The sequence below is a fragment of the Mesorhizobium sp. M0030 genome, assembly GCF_040323695.1.
Lineage (GTDB): Bacteria > Pseudomonadota > Alphaproteobacteria > Rhizobiales > Rhizobiaceae > Mesorhizobium.
Genome location: NZ_JAMYVE010000025.1, coordinates 24,166 through 44,214, shown reverse-complemented (window position 1 = coordinate 44,214; position 20,049 = coordinate 24,166). Strand labels below are relative to the sequence as shown.

Sequence of the window (20,049 nt, the reverse complement as noted above, 5' to 3'; positions counted from 1 at the left end):
GCTCGACGGATCGCCTCTGTCGTCGTGGCGCTCCCATGAAGAACCTGGCCCATAGCGCATCCTTTGATTCGGACGAAAAGTATGCACCATCAAAGCCTGGGATCAAACAGCTAGATAGAGTGGCAGGAATGCCTAATCGGGGCTCCGTCTCGGAAGGGGCGTCGATGTATCGGAAGCGCGTCGCCTTTCGGCGCCGCCTTCCTTCTTCACGAAGGTCCATGGAGGATTGCCGACCACGGGGTCGAAAGATCGGCTTGTGATCGGAGTGGGCAGATCCACCCCGACTGAACCTGCCTCAAATAGGGTGTTATCGATCAACCGGGCCCAACTTGACGTCGCGGGTGCCGCTGATGGACCCGCGCCTGGTCGAGTTGGTGCGTCAACGCGTCCCGAACGCGACCGCGCCTCCAACGGCCCACGCTCGCCGCCTACCTGCTGCAAATCGCCATGCGTGGAGGCTATCTCGCCGGCAAACATAATCCGCCTCCCGGCAACATGGTCGCCCGGCGCGGCATGACCCGCTTGCACGACATCGCCTTCGGCATCTCCATTGAATCAAGCCGACGATGTGGGTAATCGAAAGGCGGTGAAGGCCTAGCCGGAGGCGTACGCAGCGCAATCCAGTTGCGCAACAGGTTCGCATTCACGCCGTACGCCAGCGCAAGCCCGCGACCGAAACCCCGGGCTCAAGACACGCTTTGATCAGACGGGCCTCACGACCGGGTCAGACTGACGATTGCCGTCCCCAGCACCGTGATAACCGCAACCTTTCCACTGCCAAGTTCGTCCATCTCTTGCATTGATAATGGACACATCTCTGCGATCCTGCTCACAAAGGCCTATGTGCAGAAATTGAACGCTTACCGACATTTCTGTCGGGTTTGTCGAGTCCGCCCGACCGGCTGCAAAGCCTTTTCATGTCCGGTCTCGGGAAAAATAGCTGAACAGCAAGGAAACCTCTTGCTTCAGCTCGTGTCATCCTAATGGGCACAAATTTTGAATGTACTTCGTTGCCGAACCGGTACCGCCTGCCGCCATTCACACGGCAGGCGTTCGAAAGCATTAGATGCTCTAGATCAGCGTCTAATTAAAAGGATCGCGTTATGCCGAATAAAAAGAAGAAATCCTATTCCCTATTGAAAGATGATGCTGTATGCGCAAGAATAATCAATACACGTAACACGAAAATCGTCGATACAGGCAGCAACAAAGGGAATGGCGTCTTCTCTGCTCGTCAATTCTTGCCAGGTGAGGTTGTCATGATTGGTTTAATCGACCGTTTGGAGGAAGTGAGGACGATATACACAATTCAAATGGATTGGAATGTCCACGCTCTCTTTGAGGAGCCAGCTATCCGTTCGAACCATTCTTGTAATCCTAATCTAGCGATCGTGCCTAACCGATTCGGAGCCTATGATTTTATCGCCATTCAGGAAATCTCTCGTGACGTCGAATTGACCTGGGATTATGCTACCTCAGAGAGCGAGAGTATCGCGGTACCAGTCTGTCTTTGTTCAGCGGCAAATTGCCGAAAATCTGCCGGAGGCTTCTTCACGTTGCCTCCGGATCATCCGATGCTCTCTGCAGGGTTCTACGCTCCCTATCTCCAACGGAACTCTGGACGGTTTCCGAGGGGGATAGGAATGTTTGCAGAGTTGGTTGGCTCCTAGAGCAGAATCTGATCACTCAGGCTCGTATCCTGCGGCGCAGAAGTAGTTTGAGCACTCCTCGGCGGTGAAGCGTGGCAAGGCGTCGCGGATTGCGTCCCAAAGCTCGGGGATGTTGCGTGCGGCGGCTTTCCTGAGGATCGACTTCAGCTTGGAGAAGGCATTCTCGATCGGGTTAAAGTCGGGGCTGTAAGGCGGTAGGAAGAGCATTCGCGCGCCGGCCGCTTCGATCGCTTGGGCGGCGGCGGCTTTGTGAGCGGGCAGGTTGTCGAGGATGACGATGTCACCAACTCGAAGCGTAGGCGCCAATACATGCTCGGCATAAGCGGCGAACCATTCACCCGTCATCGGTCCGTCGAGGACCATCGGCGCAGTCATGCCCGTCAGGCGCAATGCGCCTGTAAAAGTAGTCGTTTTCCAGTGCCCGTGCGGGATCGGAGATCGGCACCGCATGCCCCGCTTTGCCCGTCCACGCAGGCGAGCCATCTTCGTCGATGCGCCGGTCTCGTCGATAAAGACCAACCGTTCGGGATCGAGATCAGGCTGGGCCTTGAACCAGGCGCGTCGCCGCGCGAGCACGTCGGGCCGATCCTGCTCGCTGGCGTGCGCTGTTTTTTTTGAAGGTTATCGAGTGAAAGCGCCAGATCGTGCTCGGCGCGAACACGACCGCATGCTCCGCCCTGAGAAATTCAGCCAACTCGACCAGTGTGATGTCGTCCTGACCTTCGATCACCGCTAGGATCGTATCCCGGTAGGCTTCGATCCGCTGGGAGCGCTTGTCTCCGCCTTGGGGCTTTGCCCGCGTCGCGCCGCTCTCTCGCCATTCGCGGACCCAGCGGACCGCGCTTGCCGCGGCAACACCGAAACGATCCGCCGCAGCCCGCCGCGACAGGCCACTCTCAACCGCTGCGATCACTCGCGAACGCAAATCCTCCGATATGGCTCTAACCATGCCTGCTGGCCTCCATACCCAGCCGACATGATGAATCAGATATTCTCCCCAATGGGAATCCCTCGCGATTCCATCAGGTCAGATTATGCTCTAGGCGGATCAAGGCGAAGAAATACACCCGCGGTGGCTCCGCCTGATCAAGACACATCGCATTTTCCAGCAATCCAACATCAAAATCTCGGCCCTGTGACGGGGCCGACCTCTAGCAATGTCGGCGAGTATTCGAACCGACCCATGTTCAAGGAGCTCTTATGACAAGTGAGAAAACTGGGTAGTCGCGTGCACCGTCGACGCACTCCAACCCGAGGAAGCCCTGAGGGTCGATGTCGGCTCCCGAACGTTTGTGTCGTGCGGTCGCCCGACGGCAAGTTCTTCGCGATGGATGGCCACTGCTCGCACGAAAAGGTGCATCTCGCCGATGGTATAGTCTACGGTGTCCCAATCATTTCGGCACCTTCGATTATCGATCTGGAGAGTCACGCGCCCTGCCGGCCTGTATCGACCTCAAAAGCTATCAAGTGAAGGTTGAAGCCGACTCCGTTTACATCAGGATGTGACCGAAAAGTCGATCGCGACCGGCGCAGCCAGAGGTTATTTCGCCTTTTTTATCGCGGCAACACACGCGAACTGGTCAGGAGGAACAAATGGAAGCGAACGAGCCATGGCCGTCGTTGGCGCGGCGAGGCTGGTCTCCTGCGTATAGGCTCCGATCACCTCGCCCACGGCATCTGCCGAGACGAGCCTTTCCTTTAGGCCTGCGAGGACGCGCTGCTCGATCTTCTCGCGGGTGATGGTACGGCCGTTGTCGCAGATGCCCCGCCGCTGTTGGTTGAGGCAGGCATAACGCTCGCGTGTGAACAGCCCGTAGTCATTTTCGTAGAATGATTTTAGCAGCCAGCCAAAAACATAATCGCGTTCGACATTCGGATGAAGGATGTCAAACTCAATGGCCTTGGCCTTTATTTCGTTCTGTCCGATCATCCGGCGAACATACTTATCCTCAGACAACTCTGTCCAGGTGCGACGGCGCAACATCCACTAAAGAGCATCACGCGTTTCAGCCCTGTTTGCATCGGCTCTCGGCGTTACCTACCGGTCCGCTTCGTACTTCAACTCCACCACTAAGTTTGGTTTCTGCGACTGCTCAAGAACAGATTGGTGGTAGGTCCCGCCAGAAGCTGCTTCTAATTTGAACATCAGGGGACCAAGCGCGGGGCAGTCAGCCTCAATGTTCATCTAACAAACTGAGGTCCTACCGACGGCCGATCTGCAGCGCGTATGGGATGAATTTAGGGACTCAAGCCGACTACCCAATCGCCAGACTGATCTGCAGATCGCCGTCACCTGGGAGCGAACGGCCCACGCCGGAAAGACTCTTCGTTAAATATGGGCTCTTGACTAGCTGACGGACCGCCCTGCAGAGGATTTCTTGGCTTGCCGATTCCCAAACTTGGCTATTACTCGTCACTCAACCCGCCTTTAAAGAAAGCAGCGGCTTGTCGAGATAGGACCATGGATCGGCCAGAAAATCATCGCTGGTCGCGAGGCAACGCATCAGAGCCGCACGCCAATGGTTGAAACCGTAATCGCAGTCATACGAGTTTGCGGATGCAAGGAAGAATGCCTTGATGAGCTCGGCTTCGTTCGGCTTGCCACGAAACATTCGTAAGGACGGCTTGAGATTGAAGAGGAAGATGTTGATCGGATCAAAATAGCGGTCGTTGAGCTTAAGGCGGTGGAGCTGGAATTTCAGACGCTCACAGGCTCATCCCCGGTCGAACAGCTTCTCAATGTCGGCGAGAGTGAGCTTGCGCTCGACGAGCGTACGAAGCGTCTGATGAAAATCTGCCGATCCGGCATTCAAGCCGAATACCTCGTCCGTGATCTCGCCGATGCTCTCGCCGTAGGTTTCGATCCTGGAGGGCATTATCGTCACTACGTCGCCGGAGCGGTTGATCACCGAGACATGACGGCCAAGCGTCTCCTGAGCAACGACCGGCGAATGAGTAGCAACGACGGCAAAGGAGTCATTTCGAACAAGGATAATGCGGACGGCGTGCATCAACGTGGCTAACAGCGGCGGGTGAAGATGGCTCTCAGGCTCGTCTATCAGTACGATCGCCTTGGGCTGGGTGTACGCGACCAAGGTTGCTATTGTGTGCAGGACAATCTTGTGTCCCGTGCTCCAAGTCATGAACGTGGCCCTACGATCATCGCCGAGCAAAGCATCGGGGGATTGATTCAGAACGTCGGAAAACGAGGGATCGGTAAGGAGCAGCTTTAAGACCCGATCGAGCAACCGCCACCTGTCGGAGTTCATGATTAGATTGATGATATTCGCGCACTCGTCCGCAAGTTGATCGGCCGACTTCAGGTATGTTCGATCTTGCCGGTCGAGCGCGAAGGGATCGTCGGGCCCAGGCCCTTGGCGGGCCGCCTCCTCGTCGAGCCGCTCCTCCAGTTCGCGCGCAATATCGCGAAATCCAGAAAAGACGTAGCGGCCGGTGCCGGATCTCAGGTCGCTGACGATCTGGCGTTTGTCCTGCGGGCTGACGCCTGGCACTTGGAAGGTATCGAAGGCGCTGTATGCAACAGCGATGATCCGGGAGAAGCCGATTCCGACCGGCTCAATCGTGCCTAGTCGGGAAATGAGATCGCCAGCCCGTTCGGCTTGCGAAGCGTGAATGACACGGGCGAGCCTGGCCAGAAGCGTACTCTTGCCCGACCCGTCGTCGTCAGTTTCCATCCCTCCGATCTCCGCGTCGCGGCGCCGGTCACACTTTCGAGCGACAAGATCGGGTCCGCGAGCCTCACCTTGACCCTCGATGTGGTGCCTTTCGTTTCGGACGATGCGCTGCATGCAAAACCTGTCGTCACTGGCGTCAAGATCCGCTCGCTCAGGGCGCGAGGTCTGAAATTCCCTGACGCAGTGGCGGGCCTTTTTGAGAATGTCGTCACGGCGTCGCTCGCTGCGCTCAATGCGAAGATCCCCACTCAGCATAAATCTTCTGGAACAAGCTAAGGCGCGGCCCGCGGTCTATGTCAGCAACGCAGGTATCGCGGTGCTTCTCGGATCGCTTGCAGCAAGTCCGGGCGCGCAAGTCGCAAACTATGGCGACGCCTTCGTTGAGACGGCAAAGACCATCTTGCCATCATACGCGCCTGGGAAAGGCGTTGTCGCGGTAAAGCCGAAAGGCAAGTCTTCACGATGTCAGTGACGCCTTGCGCGATGATTCCGCCGCGAGCAATCTCGCAGCCTTCGAAGCGATGCTTGCCATGGACGGTTCTGTTCCGCCGGAAACGATCGCGCCTACCACTTTCGCTGGCTTGGCCATCGCCAACGCGGAAGGACGATGGTTCGAGCGTCGGCTGAAGGGGATCGTCCTCGATGCGATCGCCAAGATTAAGGTAGAAGACGTCGTCTTGACGGTGAAGCCGGACGACGTGATCGTCAAACTACAGGACGGCGTCGCCGAAGCCACCGCGTCCGGCAAGGCCGTTCTCGGCGGCGGCAAGCTTAGCGTCGACTTCAGCCTGACGGCCTGGGCGGTGATGCGCGCAGCACCGGGCGGGGTAATTGTCAATTATGCGCCCCGCGAAATCCGAATATCAAACCTGAGCGTGGCCTGGGGCGATCGGGGAACCACGCTCACAATCCCCTACGAGGACGGGTTGGGCCAGGTCGTGGCGCGGCTTATCGCCAATCTTCCGGAATCCCTGCTGAAAATTCCGGCGATCGACATCAAGGTCGCGAGCGACGACGGCGCCTTCAAGCTTGCCACGACAATCCCCTCGACCACGATCAACTTCACCGGACGCGCCGCCGTGATCTCCCCAGAGGGTGTCGAGATCTTTGCAGTTCCTTCGCTTGAACAGGAACCGGCCCAACTTCCGCAGCCGGAGCTCAAACCCGGTCAGCTGGCCCGGCTAATCGCGCTGTCGGAGAAAGCACGTCTATCGGTCGTCGGAGAAACCAATGACAGCCTGTCACTTGCGGTTGCAAAGCCGGGTTTTGCACATCTCCTTGAGGCGGCGTGGATCAAACTGGACCCGAGCATCTCAGCTCATTTCAAGGATGACACCACCTTCGATGCCGGCGAAATCCAGATTGTACCCGCCGATGCGTCGTGCGGCAATCCGTGCAAGGGCGTGGAAAGCTGCGGCGACATTCTGAGCTGTAAAATTAACATCTGCGAAGAGACCGTTACTGGAACACTGTGCAGCTTTTGCCCCCGGTTTGTTCCAGGTTGCTCGGAAGTCTGTAAACCCATTAAGGAACTGATCTGCAAATCTCATGACGACAGCAATTGCATCGACCGCATAAAGTCTTGTGGCGAAGAGGTGACCAAATGCACCACGGCTTGGTCATCTGGGCTGCAACTGGCTTGCGAAGCTGCTCTACAGACGATCGAGGCCACGGATCTGAGAGGGCTTGCCAAAGTATCCGGCGGTACGGCGTTTGATGCTTCGGCGGCGACCATGCCCAGCGCACGTCTCGTCGTAAAACCCGATCTTACAGGTCTGGACCTGACGATCGAAGCGTCCGCGCAGGCGGGTCTCGACGCTTGGCTGAACATCGTATGGACCGATTTCGGGAACTTGTTGGCGTGTCCGAGCGGCAAGCTCGCGGTTCATCTCGACGCATCGGCTTCGCTGACCACGCCGAAGCTGACGAGCAGCATCACCTGGGCGCCGAGCCCGGACACGCTGAAGGCGACTCTTTCTTTCGGCAAGGCAGAAGTCCTACTCAAGTCCGATCCACCGCTGGAGAAGCTTATTACAAGCAACCCTGGATTGCTCACTTGCGCTGCGGGACAGGCAATTGTCGGCCTTACAATCGTCGCGCTGCCCAAACTGACACAAGGTTTGCTCGCCGATGCGATCCGGGCCGCGCTACCGGGCGATAAGAATGCCAAAATGGCTGCCTTGCTAATCGACGGTGAGTATCGCGCCTCGGGCAATATCCCTTCAACGTCGGTGGACATTCCCGCGACCGAAGTGATGGTGCTGAATCAATCTTTGAAGCTCGTTCCGAGGATGGCCGACAACGCCGTCATCATCGGCACGGGGCCCATCGAGGAATGATCCTACAATGATTGCAGGTTCTTGCACTTTTGGGCCTAAGCGGGATCGCGATGCGCGGTTGATCGTACGCATCGTAGTTGAACGGGTTTTTGGGCGGAGTGGGGTGCTATCGGAGCCCATTACCGGCCTCCCAGTTCGTCCGACCGGTCGCACGGTCACGCCGACATTCACCGCGAAGCCCGCTGTTTTCGAAACATTTTCTGGAAATGGTCCAGTAGCTCAAGGTACTGATGGATAGCATCTCCTGAATTCTAAGCATCGGCGATCGAATAAGAAAAATTTTGCGCAAATGGTCAATTTTCCGGCCAAGAAATTCGGCAAATGCCAATATCTGGCTGTACGCAGACTGGAAAATGGCAGTATTCCGGAGAATGATGCGCCTCGAAAACATGCGCAGTGGGCAGCACTGAAATTTGAGTTGAAGGGGCGCCATGGCGAAGAAGCCGGCATAGCGCATCTGGCTCGACTACGCTGCGGCGGCCACAAAGATGTGCTGCACAATTTGTCCGAACTAGCGGCCGACAGGAGCTTGTTGTGGACTGTTTCGGACGAAGGGCGGACCTTCGAGTGCCTGAAGGCGAACGAAGCCGGATATGTGCTCGCCGGTCAGTATCGAATTGACGACTTGATTGCGCGCTGGCCCGGCGCCGGGGAGAAGAAAGGGGGAGCGGATCTGGACCTGGAAGCGGTCAATGTCGCTCAAGGAGCACTCTGGCTTTGCGGCTCGCATTGTTTGTCCGTCTGACCTCCGAGGACGACGATAAGGATCAACTCCGGTCCAAGATACGCCCCCGGCCAAGCCGGCATTTGCTGGCGCGCATCCCCCTCATGGACGATGCATTGCGCCTGGGGGCGGTGAAAGTCGTCCCAAGGAAGGGGCCAGGTTCCATTCGCGGAGTACTGGCCGGCGATGCTTATCTCAAGCCATTCCTCGATCTGCCGAGCAAGGAGAACGGCCTCGATATTGAAGGTCTGATCGTAACTGAAAGCGAGGTCCTTCTGGGGCTTCGCGGTCCGCGGCTCGACAATAGCGCCGTCATCGTTTACCTAAGTCTCAACAAGGACCTTGAGGTAAGAGCTACAGGTTGTCCTTTCTCGATCTCGGTAGCTTGGCGATCTGTGACCTTAGCCAGAATGGAACCGACATTTTTATCATCGCGGGCCTGGTGGGCGATGCCATGGGCCCGTTTCGACTCTATCGCTGGAAGCCAGACGTGACCCCGCTTATCCAGCACCCCGAAAAGCTCTACGATTGGCCGACTGGCAGCGAAAAGCCGGAAGGGTTGTGCTTTCTCGAGCGAAACGGGAAGCCCGGTCACCTGATCGTCTATGATCGGCCCGACGAGAGCCGGATCGAGGGTAGTGCCTACGCGGCAGACTGGATGGCGACCGACTAGGCTGCGTTGAGATTGATCGTGATCCTAAGACAACAGCGGCAATAGCAGGTGGACAGAACACTGTGGAGCGCGAGAATGGGCCTTAGAGCAGTCACGGCATGCTTCTGGATGATCCTTGGGCTGTTACCGGGATACGCCAAAAGCGTTGACCTCCCGCCTGCCGTCATTTCCAAAACCATCGAAGGCATTGCGATCAATTTCCCAGTTGGCATCACTGCAAGCAGAAATGATCCAGCGCAGCCCGTCGCAATCGCGTTGACGATTGGCCTGTCCGACCTTGTGGCCAAGGTCGATCCCTTGATCGGGTCCGTTTGGACAAAGCGACACATCGACCTTGGCGGCAGGCTGACGCACAACGGCACCCTCCTTTCGATCGAAAGTCCGGCACTTCGCGCCAAGGTGCATTTTCACGTGCGTCCCGAAGTCGTGCCAAGCTCCAATGGCAGCGTTGTGGCTTATTTCAAACCGACAGTAGCGGACAATCGTGTCGCGCTTACCGGTCGTATCGCGGAGTTCAACATCTCGAACGATTTCACGCGAAATGCCGCTCAGGCGTTACATCTCGACGACTTGGTAATGGACCAGTTGGGCGGCCTGCTGAATGAGGCACTTGCCGCGCCAGGTGCAGGCTTGGCTCTGCCACCGGCGGTGCAGGCCCTCGGCGTGACCCTCACAACCGCCAGCTTCGTCATGATCGACGCTAAGCCAAGTCTGGTCGTCGAAGGCACCTTGCCGGCCGTAGCCGGACTATTGCTCAACCTCTGAAGTGAGAGACGTAGATGAATTCGAAGCTGAATGCAGGCGAGCCACATCCTAGCGATGATCCTGCGACAAATGGCATTACGCTTGCGACAACGCAGAAGCTTTGGCTCTCGATTGCCCTCGCGACAACCTTGTTCGTCATTGTCGCGCATGGCCAAACACAAGGCTCGGACATCGATCCCAAGCTGAGTGTAGTTGTCGGCTTTTCGTTCGTGCCAGGTCTGCTGGACTCGATCGTAGCGATGTGGGCCATCCTGATCGTGTCGATCTTGCTCATCCTCAACGCAGCGGTCATGCGCGAGCATGCCCATCGCTCAGGCCCAACCTGGTACGAGCGATATCCGTTCCGGCTTTGGGATGCGTCGCCGTCAACAGGCCTTGGGCGAAAAGCCCAGTTTCTCGCCTATGTTTTCTTCTCGATCCTGCCGCTTTTTGCACTCGGGCATTTCTGGCGCGTGTTCCTTGGCGAGGGCAAGCTCTGTACCGAAGTCAAAGACAAATGGGGTCCCTTGGCCGCAGGAGCGAATGATTTCTTCCGATTTCCAGCAGATGCCACCTTCGGACATATCTTCGGCGACTATTATCGGCTGGCCGGCGAAGTCGTCGGGCCAGATGCTTGCAAGGACGCGACAACCTTCTTCGCATTCGTCCAACCGGTTGTCATGCTGCTGCTGAGTGTATTCGCTTTATTCGTCACGGTGCGTGCCCTCTCGCTCGTCTGGCGGGGCAAGTAGTCGGGAGCATCAGCGCTGTGGCGATCGAGACGTATTACACCAAGGCAGGCAAGCCCTAATTTCTGCGTTCCCCCGACAGGCCGCTCGCCGGCAGATGAGAGGATGGAGTGGCGTAGAGCCAGAGAACGGGAGGGTGTTGGGGGTGCCCCGTACGCATCCGGTGAAGACCGCAGACGTGCGTATCCGGCGGCCATGAGCACCTGAGCACAGCGGTGCTGGGGTCAAGCTTTCGATGGGGAGACGCGATGATATTCGTCGAGGAGGAGTTTGACCTCCTCGATGCCTTCATCGGTGAAGGCCAAGATCCCGTCGTCATCGATGGCCCCGTACACCCAGATGACGCCGTCCTCGGGCTCGAGACCGAGGGTCAGGTCCTGGATGAGCGCTTCGCTGACGCCGAGGTCCCTGGCGACACGTTCGACGGTGTATACGTGTTGCACCTTATTGCGCTGCATGATCAGGCCGCCGCTGGTTGGGTCCGCAGTTGTGCGGATCTCCAATTCCACGGCAGCAAATCATCGATCCGATGGGCTGGGTGGGCTGCGATGCGCGCCAGGATATCGGCGAGCCAAGCCTGAGGGTCGATGTCATTCAACTTGGCGCTGAGATCAGGCTGTAGAGAACGGCAACGCGCTGTCCGCCGCGATCGGAACCGCAGAACAGCCAGGACTTTCTGCCGAGAGCGATGCCGCGCAGGGCTCGCTCGGCGGCATTGTTCGATAGGCAAATGCGCCCATCATCGAGGAACCGGGTGAAGGATGACCAGCGGCGCAGCATGTAGTTGAAGGCCTTGGTCAGATCGTGTCCGCGCGAGAGCTTGTCGCGCGTCTCGATCATCCAGCGCTCAAGCTCGGTGACCTGCGGCACGCTCCGCTCCTGCCGCACGGCGTGGCGTTGGGCCGGCGACAGGCCGTTGATCTCGCGCTCGATATCGAACAGGGCATCGATGCGCTTCACGGCTTCGACCGCCAGCGGATAGACCAGGTTGGGCTTCTCGCCGTGCCCCTTCTTGCGCGCCGCCGCTTCGACATCGCTAGCTCGAACACTTTGCGCCGGCTGTGGGCCCAGCAGTTGGCTTCCAGAATAGGCGCCGGCTGACGGCCCGTCGCATAGAGATCGCCATAACCGCCATAGGCATCGGCCTGCAGAATGCCGCTCCAGCCGGCGAGATGCGCCGCGGGATGTTCGCCTCGACGATCGCGAGAATAATAGAACACTGCCGCCGGCGGATCGGCGCCGCCGAAAGGTCGGTCATCGCGCACATAGGTCCATAATCGGCCGGTATCGGTCTTGCCCTTGGCCAGGACCGGAACCGTCGTATCGTCGCCGTGCAGACGTGAAGCGGCCAGCACATGGGCTTCGAGCCGCTTGAACAGCGGCGTCAGCGCCGCGGCGCCGGCGCCGACCTGGCCGGCGAGCGTCGACAGGCTGAGCGGCACGCCTTCGGGGGCATAGCGTTCAGCCTGGCGGTTGAGCGGCTGATGCTGGCCGAACTTCTCGAACAGGATCATCGCCAGCAGGCCGGGGCCAGCCCAGCCGCGCGGGGTGGCGTGGAACGGCGCCGGAGCCTGGCTGATCGCCTCGCAGTCGCGGCAGGTAAACTTCTCCCGCACGTGCTGGATCACCTTCCATTGCCGCGGCACCACCTCCAGCGTCTCGGTGATATCCTCACCCAGCTTGCGCAGCCGATGACCGCCGCAGCAGTGGCAAGCGGTCGGCGCCGGCTCGACCACGCGTTCGCGCGGCAGATGCTCGGGAAATGGCTGGCGCGTCGGTCGCTTGCGCACATCAGGCGCCACCTCGGTGGTCCGGGCCGCTGCCTGCTCGGCGGCGATCTCGTCTTCCGTTGCCGTGCTCTCGAGTTCCTCGAAGGTGAGTTCCATCTGCTCGTGCAGGCGGGCGGCACGTTCAGAACTCTGACCATGCAGCGCCCGCTGCAGCTTCCGGATCCTCAGATCCTGATGTGTCGCTCGCCTGAAGGAAGGCTTCGGGATGAGCGAACGGCGGGCGTGTAAAGCCATCGGCTGTTGCCGCATGACGGTTCGCTACGAGACCAGCAGGCCGGACGACCGCGAGGTTCGCGAGCGGATGAAGGCGATCGCGCAGGAACGTCGTCGGTTCGGCTACCGGCGTCTTCTCGTGATGCTGAGGCGGGAGGGCCTGATCGGAACCACAAGAAGCTGTTCCGGCTCTATCGGGAGGAGAAGCTCGCCGTTCGCCGCCTTGGCGGCCGCAAACGGGCGATCGGGGCAAGGGCGCCGATGCTGGTGCCGCTGAGGCCCGACGAGCGCTGGTCGCTCGACTTCGTATCGGACCAGCTCACCGACGGGCGCCGCTTCCGCATCATGGCCGTCGTCAACGACTGCACGAGAGAGTGCCTGGCACTCATCGTTGATACGTCTCTTTCGGGCATGCGGGTTGCCCGCGAATTGGACCGGCTCATTACCGAGCGCGGCCGGCCGAGGATGATCGTCAGCGACAATGGCAGCGAGTTCACCTCGAACGCCATCCTTTCCTGGGCGGATCAGAGCCGCGTCGAATGGCATTACATTGCGCCCGGCAAGCCGATGCAGAATGGCTTCATCGAGAGCTTCAACGGCCGACTCCGCGATGAACTGCTCAACGAGACGCTGTTTACCTCGCTGGCTCAGGCGCGCGTAGCCATCGCCCTGTGGCGCGCCGATTACAACACCGCGCGGCCGCACTCCCAAATCGCCTGGCAGACACCGGCCGAGTTCGCCGGCACCTTCAATCCGCGACGGTCGCTCGCGCTGCGCTATGCCAAAGGCTCCGCGCCAGCGCCCGCCCCTTCACCCGCCCAGCAGGGCACAACCCACGCCGGAAACGAACTCAAAACTGGATAGAAACTGGGGGCAAGGTCACTCTGCCCGTCGGCGGGATCGTAACGGGCATGTGTTCCGCTGGCGTGTGCAGTTGGGCGTGGCGCAAAAGAAGCGTGCCAAGGTTGCGCTCGTCGCACTTACCGAGGGCGATCCAGCGACACTTCTGCTGCGCGACCTCATGCAGCCGCCGGATGGAATGACGGCGGTCGATCTGCTTGACGACCGGCGCATATTTGCGCCCGCCGACAGCGATCCGGACGCAATATCGGCGCCAGCCTTACGCTATGTCCAGAGCAAGCCTGTTTCCAATTTCGACGCTAACTTCATAGGTGGTTACATCAAAAAGCATGCCAACATCCTCGTAGTGAGCAAAAACTTCCTAAAGAAAGGCCCACCACCCTCGGAGCCTATCAATAAGGTGGCTTGCAATCTGCGAACCTGACAGATGAACGCCCAATTCCCCCATCGGAAGGTCTGGACTGATTGTTGCAGAGCCCATGTTGAGACTCGTGATCACCACGTCGTCCTCGCCCCATAGGAGGAACTTCGCGTGGAAACTCTCTGACGGGGACACGACCTGAACGCCTCTTGCCAGTGCTTCCACTGCGACCGACATAGCTGCTCCGGCCTCGGCCATGGCACCGGAGTTCTGACTGTATACGACTACGGGGGTTAAACCTGTCCTCGAATGGAAGTGTTCAGAAGGGATTATTGCATTGGCAAATGCGGCATTTCCTAGCCGATCACTGGCAATCAGGAAGCGCTTTTCGGCGGTCCCACTCGCGTGGCGCAAGAGGGCTTCATGCATCTGGCCCGATACTACTCCCGCGGTCATTTTTCCTTGTTGAGGCTGATGCCTGAGAGCGTTACCCAAAAGGTAAAGTTCACTACCGACTTCGGGCCGAAAGCCGGGTTGCGCTATAAGTTTGCAGAAGCTGCTAACCAGCTGCGCTACGACACCAGGCGATCGCAATATTGCAGTGACTTCAAGGCGATCAAACTTGCTGAAGAGCCAGCTGCAAGATCCTATTGCTCCGATCCAACCACCGAGCCCATCGTCCGCAACAATCAGTTTGGCATGCGACCCGGTGGAGCGCAGATGAATAGTGACACTTCCTCTGAGAGAGTCATCACCCGAGATCGCCTTTGAGATCGCCGTCGCTTCCAAAAGAGTCTTTTCTTTTGGCTCGTTCGGGCTTCCGGCTCCCCAAAATATATCTATGCGCGCCCCCCTCCTTACAGCGCCACGCAAAAGGTCTACAACATTGTCGAAGCTGTCCTTTTTCAAAAACGACGAGTGGAGGTATATTCGACGGCTGGCCGTCGCAAGAATGGCATGGAATGCATCCCGGTGCTCTTGACCACCCACGATCAGGTCTGTGCGCGGATCAAAATCAATTCGGGCCATCAATGGCACGATCGGTTCGTCGTCCTTCGAAATGAGAGAGTTCATCACGACCTTCTTTCCCGATACGGGAAGCGAAAGGGCATAAACAACTTGAGATTTTAGCTGCGTAGGTGCCTTTGCTGGCAGCCCCCTTAGATCATGACCGTCAGCAGTCACGATGATGTATTCGTCATCTCTCTCGATTAGAGTATCGCCATCAAAATAAATTAAAGTCTCATCGGGATTAAGAATCTCCTGAAATCTTGCGACATTTTGAGACGGACTTGTTTGAATCTTTTGTCCACGTACTTCGATCTCATGGACAGCAGCCCCACTCTCTTTGAAAGCCGTCAGCGCCCCTGCATTCTCGACGCGAACGTCCCTTTTAGGAAAGACCGTTCCCGTTATCTTGTCGACCACGAAGGCAATCTTGCGAGAAAATCTTCGCTGAAGCGTGGGGATTTCCTCACCATGAAGGACGATTGCCGACCCGTATGCGGTGGCCTGAAATGCCGGAACACCATGAAGCAACACCGCTTCGATCAGCCGGAAGCGCATCATCCTGTAGACGATTTCCAGGATAACGCGCCTCGGGAGGTTCAACTCACTCGCCATCTGTGTTGCTGATCGTGCCTTAATTGAAAATGCCCATAGGACAAGTTCATCAATGGCGCTCCAGCCCCGTCCCTTCTCAAGAACAACCCGGGCCGAAACACGAAGAATGGGGATTGCGGCAATCGCCAGTGGACGGCTTTTGCTCGTGATCAAAATGTCACTCCTTCAAGAGCATCAGCCGCGCTAGTGACAACCGCCGCAGGTCCACCTCGGTATGCTTTTTGTGTAGTAAGGTGCTCTAGCGTGTCGAGGAACAAACGTATGAACGCGAGGTCATCCTGTTCGACGGCGGAGGCGTGCCGCGTGCTTTCTTTCAAGAACTCCAAAGACCCGACGACGATTAGCTGCATTTTTGCCCGGCTTAGAAGCACGTTCATCCGTCGCGGATCTCTTAGAAAGCCGAGCGAGGCGACGCCATTGCGGTGATTGTTTCGTACTAAAGAAACGATCACCAAGTCTGCCTCGCTGCCCTGAGAAGAATCGACCGTTCCATGCATGCGGCTATCGTGGGTGAAACCTGAGAACTGCGCGATGGAACTCGCACCGCTATTTCGCAACACGTCCAGGTCCCTCGCCATACGCTCAACCTGAGCCCTATAGGGGGATAACACAGCCAGAGTATTCAGGTCGGCAGGGTCGGGTTTCAAATCTGCGACCTTCAGACGACGAAGTATCTCTAATACAATCCTGCGCTCAGATGGATTATGCCATCGTGGCCGCCCCCTCTCAACCGGCTCAGCTCGACCGGATCGGCTGGCAAATGGCATGTCGATGAAGACGATAGGCGAGCTTGGAATTTTGCTATCGAACGTAAAAGGCAATGGTACCTTGGCGCTCTCAATCCTGTCATCACCTGTGTAAAGCCGGTTTTTGTAAAAGCAACGTGAGACCAACTCGGCGATCGCCGGATCCATTCTATGTTGGCACCACAATTCGCTTGATACCGTGCGTCTCTGCCCTCCAGCCACGGCGCGCTTACGCTCCTCCTCCTCAACGAGGGACCGAAAGGGTTCGAGCATACGAAGTGCGAGTTGTGTCGTCGTTTCTAACACCGCTTCGTCTCGGACGGCAGATCTAAGCTCGTCCAAACCGCTTTCAAAGAACGTGGCTCCAAGTACATGCTCGACTTGCTGTAGTGCATTACGGACTGCGGTGTTATTTGAGAGAATTGAAGTCAACCGCTCCGAATCGAAGGGAGGGAGCTGATGATGATCTCCTATCAGCAGTCGGCGCCCTGACAGCGATAATGGGGCTATCAATTCAGGGCCTGTCGCTTTAGCTGCTTCTTCTATTAGCACCCAGTCAAACTGAGCACCATCTTCACATAGGCGCTCAACGTCGGAAGAATTACTTGTTGAAAAAACAACGTTTGCCGATTCTAAAACTAATGCGTCTAATGCACGTAAGCCAACTTCTTCACGGCGGTTAAGCGGTCGGGTGACCTTACCTTCATCATCAAATGTGGCGTGCAACACAGCCTCTTTGAGCGACGATATCCCGAGTTGCAAGGGGCCCGGAGCATCATTTATCAAAGCTGAACTCAGAACCCGATCGAGATAGCTAGCCGCGGTCTTTCGAAGATCTTCATCCGTCGAGACTGAATCGTCTCCTCCCCTAGACCGAACTATGATCGTTTCCGGCAGCGCCGCGACAACCTTCTTTCGGACCGTTGAGAGTAGGTGATCAAGTGCTTGATGGCTTTGAGCACTCAGGAGAATTCGGGCGGCTGGGTCGCCTTCAAGGCGTCGCCTGACTACCTCGGCGCTTAGTCGCGTTTTCCCGACTCCTGGGGGTCCGACGACTAGATGGTTAGGCAATGTTTTCCAGATCTGTTCCAATGCTTCCCGCTTTGGGCCATCTAGGTCGCGATATTCACTATCCTCTACCAAGACGTCCTGTGAGCTTCTTATCCGCCTTCTCAAGTCGACAAACAGCGATGCCAAATCTCGCTGCTCGCCAAGCACTTTGGTTGTTCGCAAACGGCGCCGGATCAAAGCTTCCGTCCCCGCTTCTCCGCTGCGCTTGAGAAACAGGTTCTTTTCGTCACGGATGAGATCCAGAACTTCAAACTCGTAGAGCGGAGATCCGTTGGCGCCTTCCACTACTCCGAGAAAACGCGCCCTTATCTCAGTTGCATTCTTTGAGGATAATGTTCCTGATACACTGAGCCTCCAGTCGACGTCAGTTCCAAGATCTTCCTTTTCGAATATCCGATCCATAACCTCGGCGGTGTTCCGCTCTTCAATTTCGGCCGCGAGATTGTCGCGAGCTGTACCCAAGCGAGGGGCAAGGCGAACAACATTTCTCCCTCCATCCGTCTTCGCTGACGCGACGCTGACAGGCAGGATGTCCAACGATTTGACTAACGCCTCGACGACTTGAACAAGCAGTACCGCTCGCTGCAAAGGCACACTCTCGCGATTAATATCGTCGACTTTTGGAGGGACGATTGGAATCGTCCAATCGATTGCCATACTTCTCAAGCGGCCGAGCAATGCTAGCGCGTCGTGCTTGTTGCGGGCAACTAGGACTTCGTGGCTAAGGCGATGAACCTCTCGATCGCCCGGCAGTCGCGCTCGATCCCTCGGAACGATCGAAACCACAGTTGCGATTTGCCAGGTGGGTGGACCTTCGTCCGCGAACTGTCGAACGCGGTACGAGAGTGCCTCGGTAATGATTGTCAAAGTATCGAGCGTCTCCAAATCGTTCTGGTTGGAAACGACGATCTTGGCACCGCTCGCAATATCGCCCTCTATGTATGCTATTTGACCATCCAAGTCATCGATGGGTATGCCGCCATCAGTAGCCTGATCGATAGCTTCCGCCATTTTCCGGTTAGGACGGGCAAGTAGAATGAAGCGGGCCGCTTTCGTGGTCCCAAACCGGACGAGCTCGCGTAGTAGCGTGTCGACCGAACGCATGACCCAACGTGCATCAGCGGCGTCTTCTCTATGGGGATCGGTTAGTCGACGCAGAAAATCGATCTCGCCTTCGCTCAGATCAATTACGGGTCGGCCCCGTTGAAAAGGGTCATCCGACCGAAGCCGAGTCACGTCCACACCCAATATATCAGCAAAGAGCGCGCCTAGAGCTTTCCAATCGTCACCATAGGAATAAATCAACCGGTCGATCCGCGCGCGCGCTTTCGCCAACATAGGATCAAGGGCTTTGGCCTCCCCCATGCCAACGCACCACTCGAAGCCTCCAAGTTTGAAGTCCGCAGAATTGCTGCCGTTCGTGAACACTGCATGCCGGTCAAGCCTACCGTGAACCAGTCCCCGGGCATGCAATAGCCCTATGGCCTTTGCTAAGCGGGAAAGGTTGTTCCAAAGGATTGCTCGATTGGAAACGATGTCCAGCCCCTTCAGCCAGTGGCGAGAGCTTAGGGTGCGCAGACGTGCCGCCAACGGCGTGGCTGCAGCCTCATATACCACGCAAAATGAATCTGCGGTCTCAATCATCTCGATGACTTCGACCATGACTTCATCGGCGTCAGGATAGTTCATTACCCGATCAACCTGAAGCCTTTCATGGTTCCAGAGCTCCCTAAATTCCCCGTCTGCCTGATCTCCAGCTTTCCACCAGATCTTAAGTGTTCGATCTTCGCCTGTCTCCTTGACGACGGCCGTGATCAATCCAGGGCGCAGCTCTTCGACTTGAGGACGTTGGAGATAATCTTCCGAAAGCGAGAAGGTATCTTCCAGTCGAATTCTCTGATTGCGTCGGGCCATGATTATCCACTATCTACATCAATCCATTAATTCGCGAGTTTAGAAGATCATGCAACCACATCCCGGCAGAACCACCGACCCGCTACTAGGAAAGATGTGGAAAACAAAAAGTGCCCGCTTTAACGCCCACACACGACTCAAAGCGAAACAGTCGTTGTCCACCACAGCAACGTCTTTCCTCGCCTTTTACCTGGTAATCGTGGCGCTCATACCTCTGCTCTATGAGGCAAGCCTCCCGCCGGGCGGACCGAAGTTTCTGTCGGTTGTGTCCCTAATTATATCCATTTTCCTAATTATCATCACTTTGCTAGAGAGCGCCAAAAATTACAGCGGCGAAGCAGACAGGATGCAGAAGTGTGCGCTGGACATTTCTGACATATACAACCAATTTCAGGCGCTGACTTTGGAGGAGGCAAACAGCCGTAGACCTGAGTTTAGCGCAAATTACAGTGAAATTCTGAAGACACATCAACTAAATCACAAAGATGTTGACTACATTAGATTTGAATTGATGTTTCATAAAGATATGCAAATTGGAAGATTTTCGCTCGCCTTAATGTTTATTCGCTACGTGGCTCTGATCGTCGCAGAATATTGGCTTTACTTTGTTCTAATACTTGGTCCAATGGTATTGGGCTATTGCTATAGGTCAGAACTAGGGCTCTAAACAATTTGGATTCCGCGTGCACCTCATCCTCGATAAATCGGCTGTTCGACAGGCGCGCGAGCGACGCCTAGGTGATCTTACTATGAGTGAGCTGGCTTGGTGTCAGCCTCGACGAGCGCCGTGACCCTCGATCGCGATTCCCTGTAAACGATAACAAAACAGCGCCTGCTCAATAGTGGGTCTTGCGATGTAGCGCTCTCCTGCTGCCA

The 20,049-nt window shown here is 56.9% G+C and carries 17 protein-coding genes and 3 pseudogenes; 12 read left to right on the top strand and 8 right to left on the bottom strand.

Annotated features, from left to right (window positions below):
• Positions 1–1,103 precede the first annotated feature (1,103 nt).
• Complete coding sequence (locus NKJ80_RS30140) at positions 1,104–1,670, top strand: SET domain-containing protein-lysine N-methyltransferase (RefSeq protein WP_084565921.1); 567 nt, start codon at positions 1,104–1,106, stop codon at positions 1,668–1,670.
• A 12-nt stretch (positions 1,671–1,682) separates the two neighbouring features.
• Here NKJ80_RS30140 and NKJ80_RS30135 read toward each other — a convergent pair.
• Positions 1,683–2,619, bottom strand: a protein-coding gene (locus NKJ80_RS30135; protein WP_352498896.1) for an IS630 family transposase whose coding sequence is annotated in 2 segments (ribosomal slippage) — positions 1,683–2,286 and positions 2,285–2,619 — 939 coding nt in all. Because the reading frame shifts where the segments join, the coding sequence is not laid out codon by codon here.
• Between the two features lie 313 nt (positions 2,620–2,932).
• Here NKJ80_RS30135 and NKJ80_RS30130 point away from each other — a divergent pair.
• Positions 2,933–3,176 (top strand): annotated as a pseudogene (locus NKJ80_RS30130) (Rieske 2Fe-2S domain-containing protein).
• A 34-nt stretch (positions 3,177–3,210) separates the two neighbouring features.
• Here NKJ80_RS30130 and NKJ80_RS30125 read toward each other — a convergent pair.
• From NKJ80_RS30125 to NKJ80_RS30115, 3 genes are all read right to left on the bottom strand, one after another.
• Positions 3,211–3,600: a hypothetical protein gene (locus tag NKJ80_RS30125; RefSeq protein WP_352498895.1), complete on the bottom strand. Its 390-nt coding sequence runs from the start codon at positions 3,598–3,600 to the stop codon at positions 3,211–3,213.
• Between the two features lie 487 nt (positions 3,601–4,087).
• Entirely contained in the window at positions 4,088–4,282 is a 195-nt protein-coding gene (locus NKJ80_RS30120) for a hypothetical protein (protein ID WP_352498894.1), read from the bottom strand.
• 102 nt (positions 4,283–4,384) lie between these two features.
• Positions 4,385–5,365: an AAA family ATPase gene (locus NKJ80_RS30115; RefSeq protein WP_352498893.1), complete on the bottom strand. Its 981-nt coding sequence runs from the start codon at positions 5,363–5,365 to the stop codon at positions 4,385–4,387.
• 69 nt (positions 5,366–5,434) lie between these two features.
• Here NKJ80_RS30115 and NKJ80_RS30110 point away from each other — a divergent pair, with 69 nt between their 5' ends.
• From NKJ80_RS30110 to NKJ80_RS30080, 7 genes are all read left to right on the top strand, one after another.
• On the top strand, positions 5,435–5,641 hold the full coding sequence (locus tag NKJ80_RS30110) for a hypothetical protein (RefSeq protein WP_352498892.1): 207 nt from the start codon (positions 5,435–5,437) through the stop codon (positions 5,639–5,641).
• A 200-nt stretch (positions 5,642–5,841) separates the two neighbouring features.
• A complete protein-coding gene (locus NKJ80_RS30105; protein ID WP_352498891.1) occupies positions 5,842–7,704 on the top strand; it encodes a hypothetical protein in 1,863 nt (620 codons plus the stop codon).
• Between the two features lie 289 nt (positions 7,705–7,993).
• Positions 7,994–8,449 (top strand): DUF3616 domain-containing protein, encoded by a 456-nt coding sequence (locus tag NKJ80_RS30100; protein WP_352498890.1) that lies wholly within the window; start codon positions 7,994–7,996, stop codon positions 8,447–8,449.
• A complete protein-coding gene (locus NKJ80_RS30095) occupies positions 8,422–8,922 on the top strand; it encodes a DUF3616 domain-containing protein (protein WP_352498889.1) in 501 nt (166 codons plus the stop codon). Before NKJ80_RS30100 ends, NKJ80_RS30095 begins: the two co-directional genes overlap by 28 nt.
• Positions 8,814–9,101, top strand: a complete 288-nt coding sequence (locus NKJ80_RS30090; RefSeq protein ID WP_352498888.1) for a DUF3616 domain-containing protein — start codon at positions 8,814–8,816, stop codon at positions 9,099–9,101. The genes NKJ80_RS30095 and NKJ80_RS30090 overlap by 109 nt, the downstream gene beginning before the upstream one ends.
• 75 nt (positions 9,102–9,176) lie before the next feature.
• Entirely contained in the window at positions 9,177–9,866 is a 690-nt protein-coding gene (locus NKJ80_RS30085) for a hypothetical protein (RefSeq protein ID WP_352498887.1), read from the top strand.
• A 14-nt stretch (positions 9,867–9,880) separates the two neighbouring features.
• Positions 9,881–10,597, top strand: a complete 717-nt coding sequence (locus tag NKJ80_RS30080) for a hypothetical protein (protein WP_352498886.1) — start codon at positions 9,881–9,883, stop codon at positions 10,595–10,597.
• 221 nt (positions 10,598–10,818) lie between these two features.
• Here the strand turns inward: NKJ80_RS30080 and NKJ80_RS30075 are convergent, their stop codons facing one another.
• Both NKJ80_RS30075 and tnpC read right to left on the bottom strand, forming a co-directional pair.
• Positions 10,819–11,052, bottom strand: coding sequence for a hypothetical protein (locus tag NKJ80_RS30075; RefSeq protein WP_502902252.1), 234 nt, complete (start codon positions 11,050–11,052; stop codon positions 10,819–10,821).
• A gap of 2 nt (positions 11,053–11,054) precedes the next feature.
• Positions 11,055–12,558 (bottom strand): annotated as a pseudogene (gene tnpC, locus NKJ80_RS30070) (IS66 family transposase); the annotation flags it as partial.
• A 4-nt stretch (positions 12,559–12,562) separates the two neighbouring features.
• Here tnpC and NKJ80_RS30065 point away from each other — a divergent pair.
• Positions 12,563–13,461 (top strand): annotated as a pseudogene (locus NKJ80_RS30065) (IS3 family transposase); the annotation flags it as partial.
• Between the two features lie 49 nt (positions 13,462–13,510).
• The gene (locus tag NKJ80_RS30060) at positions 13,511–13,882 is read left to right on the top strand and encodes a hypothetical protein (protein ID WP_352498884.1); all 372 of its coding nucleotides are present in this window, start codon (positions 13,511–13,513) and stop codon (positions 13,880–13,882) included.
• On the opposite strand, the gene NKJ80_RS30055 is transcribed toward NKJ80_RS30060, so the two are convergent.
• Positions 13,820–15,595 (bottom strand): phospholipase D-like domain-containing protein, encoded by a 1,776-nt coding sequence (locus tag NKJ80_RS30055; RefSeq protein ID WP_352498883.1) that lies wholly within the window; start codon positions 15,593–15,595, stop codon positions 13,820–13,822. The two genes, NKJ80_RS30060 and NKJ80_RS30055, sit on opposite strands and share 63 nt — an antisense overlap.
• Complete coding sequence (locus NKJ80_RS30050) at positions 15,592–19,173, bottom strand: AAA domain-containing protein (RefSeq protein WP_352498882.1); 3,582 nt, start codon at positions 19,171–19,173, stop codon at positions 15,592–15,594. The genes NKJ80_RS30055 and NKJ80_RS30050 overlap by 4 nt, the downstream gene beginning before the upstream one ends.
• A 49-nt stretch (positions 19,174–19,222) precedes the next feature.
• Here NKJ80_RS30050 and NKJ80_RS30045 point away from each other — a divergent pair, with 49 nt between their 5' ends.
• A complete protein-coding gene (locus NKJ80_RS30045; RefSeq protein WP_352498881.1) occupies positions 19,223–19,840 on the top strand; it encodes an SLATT domain-containing protein in 618 nt (205 codons plus the stop codon).
• Positions 19,841–20,049 lie beyond the last annotated feature (209 nt).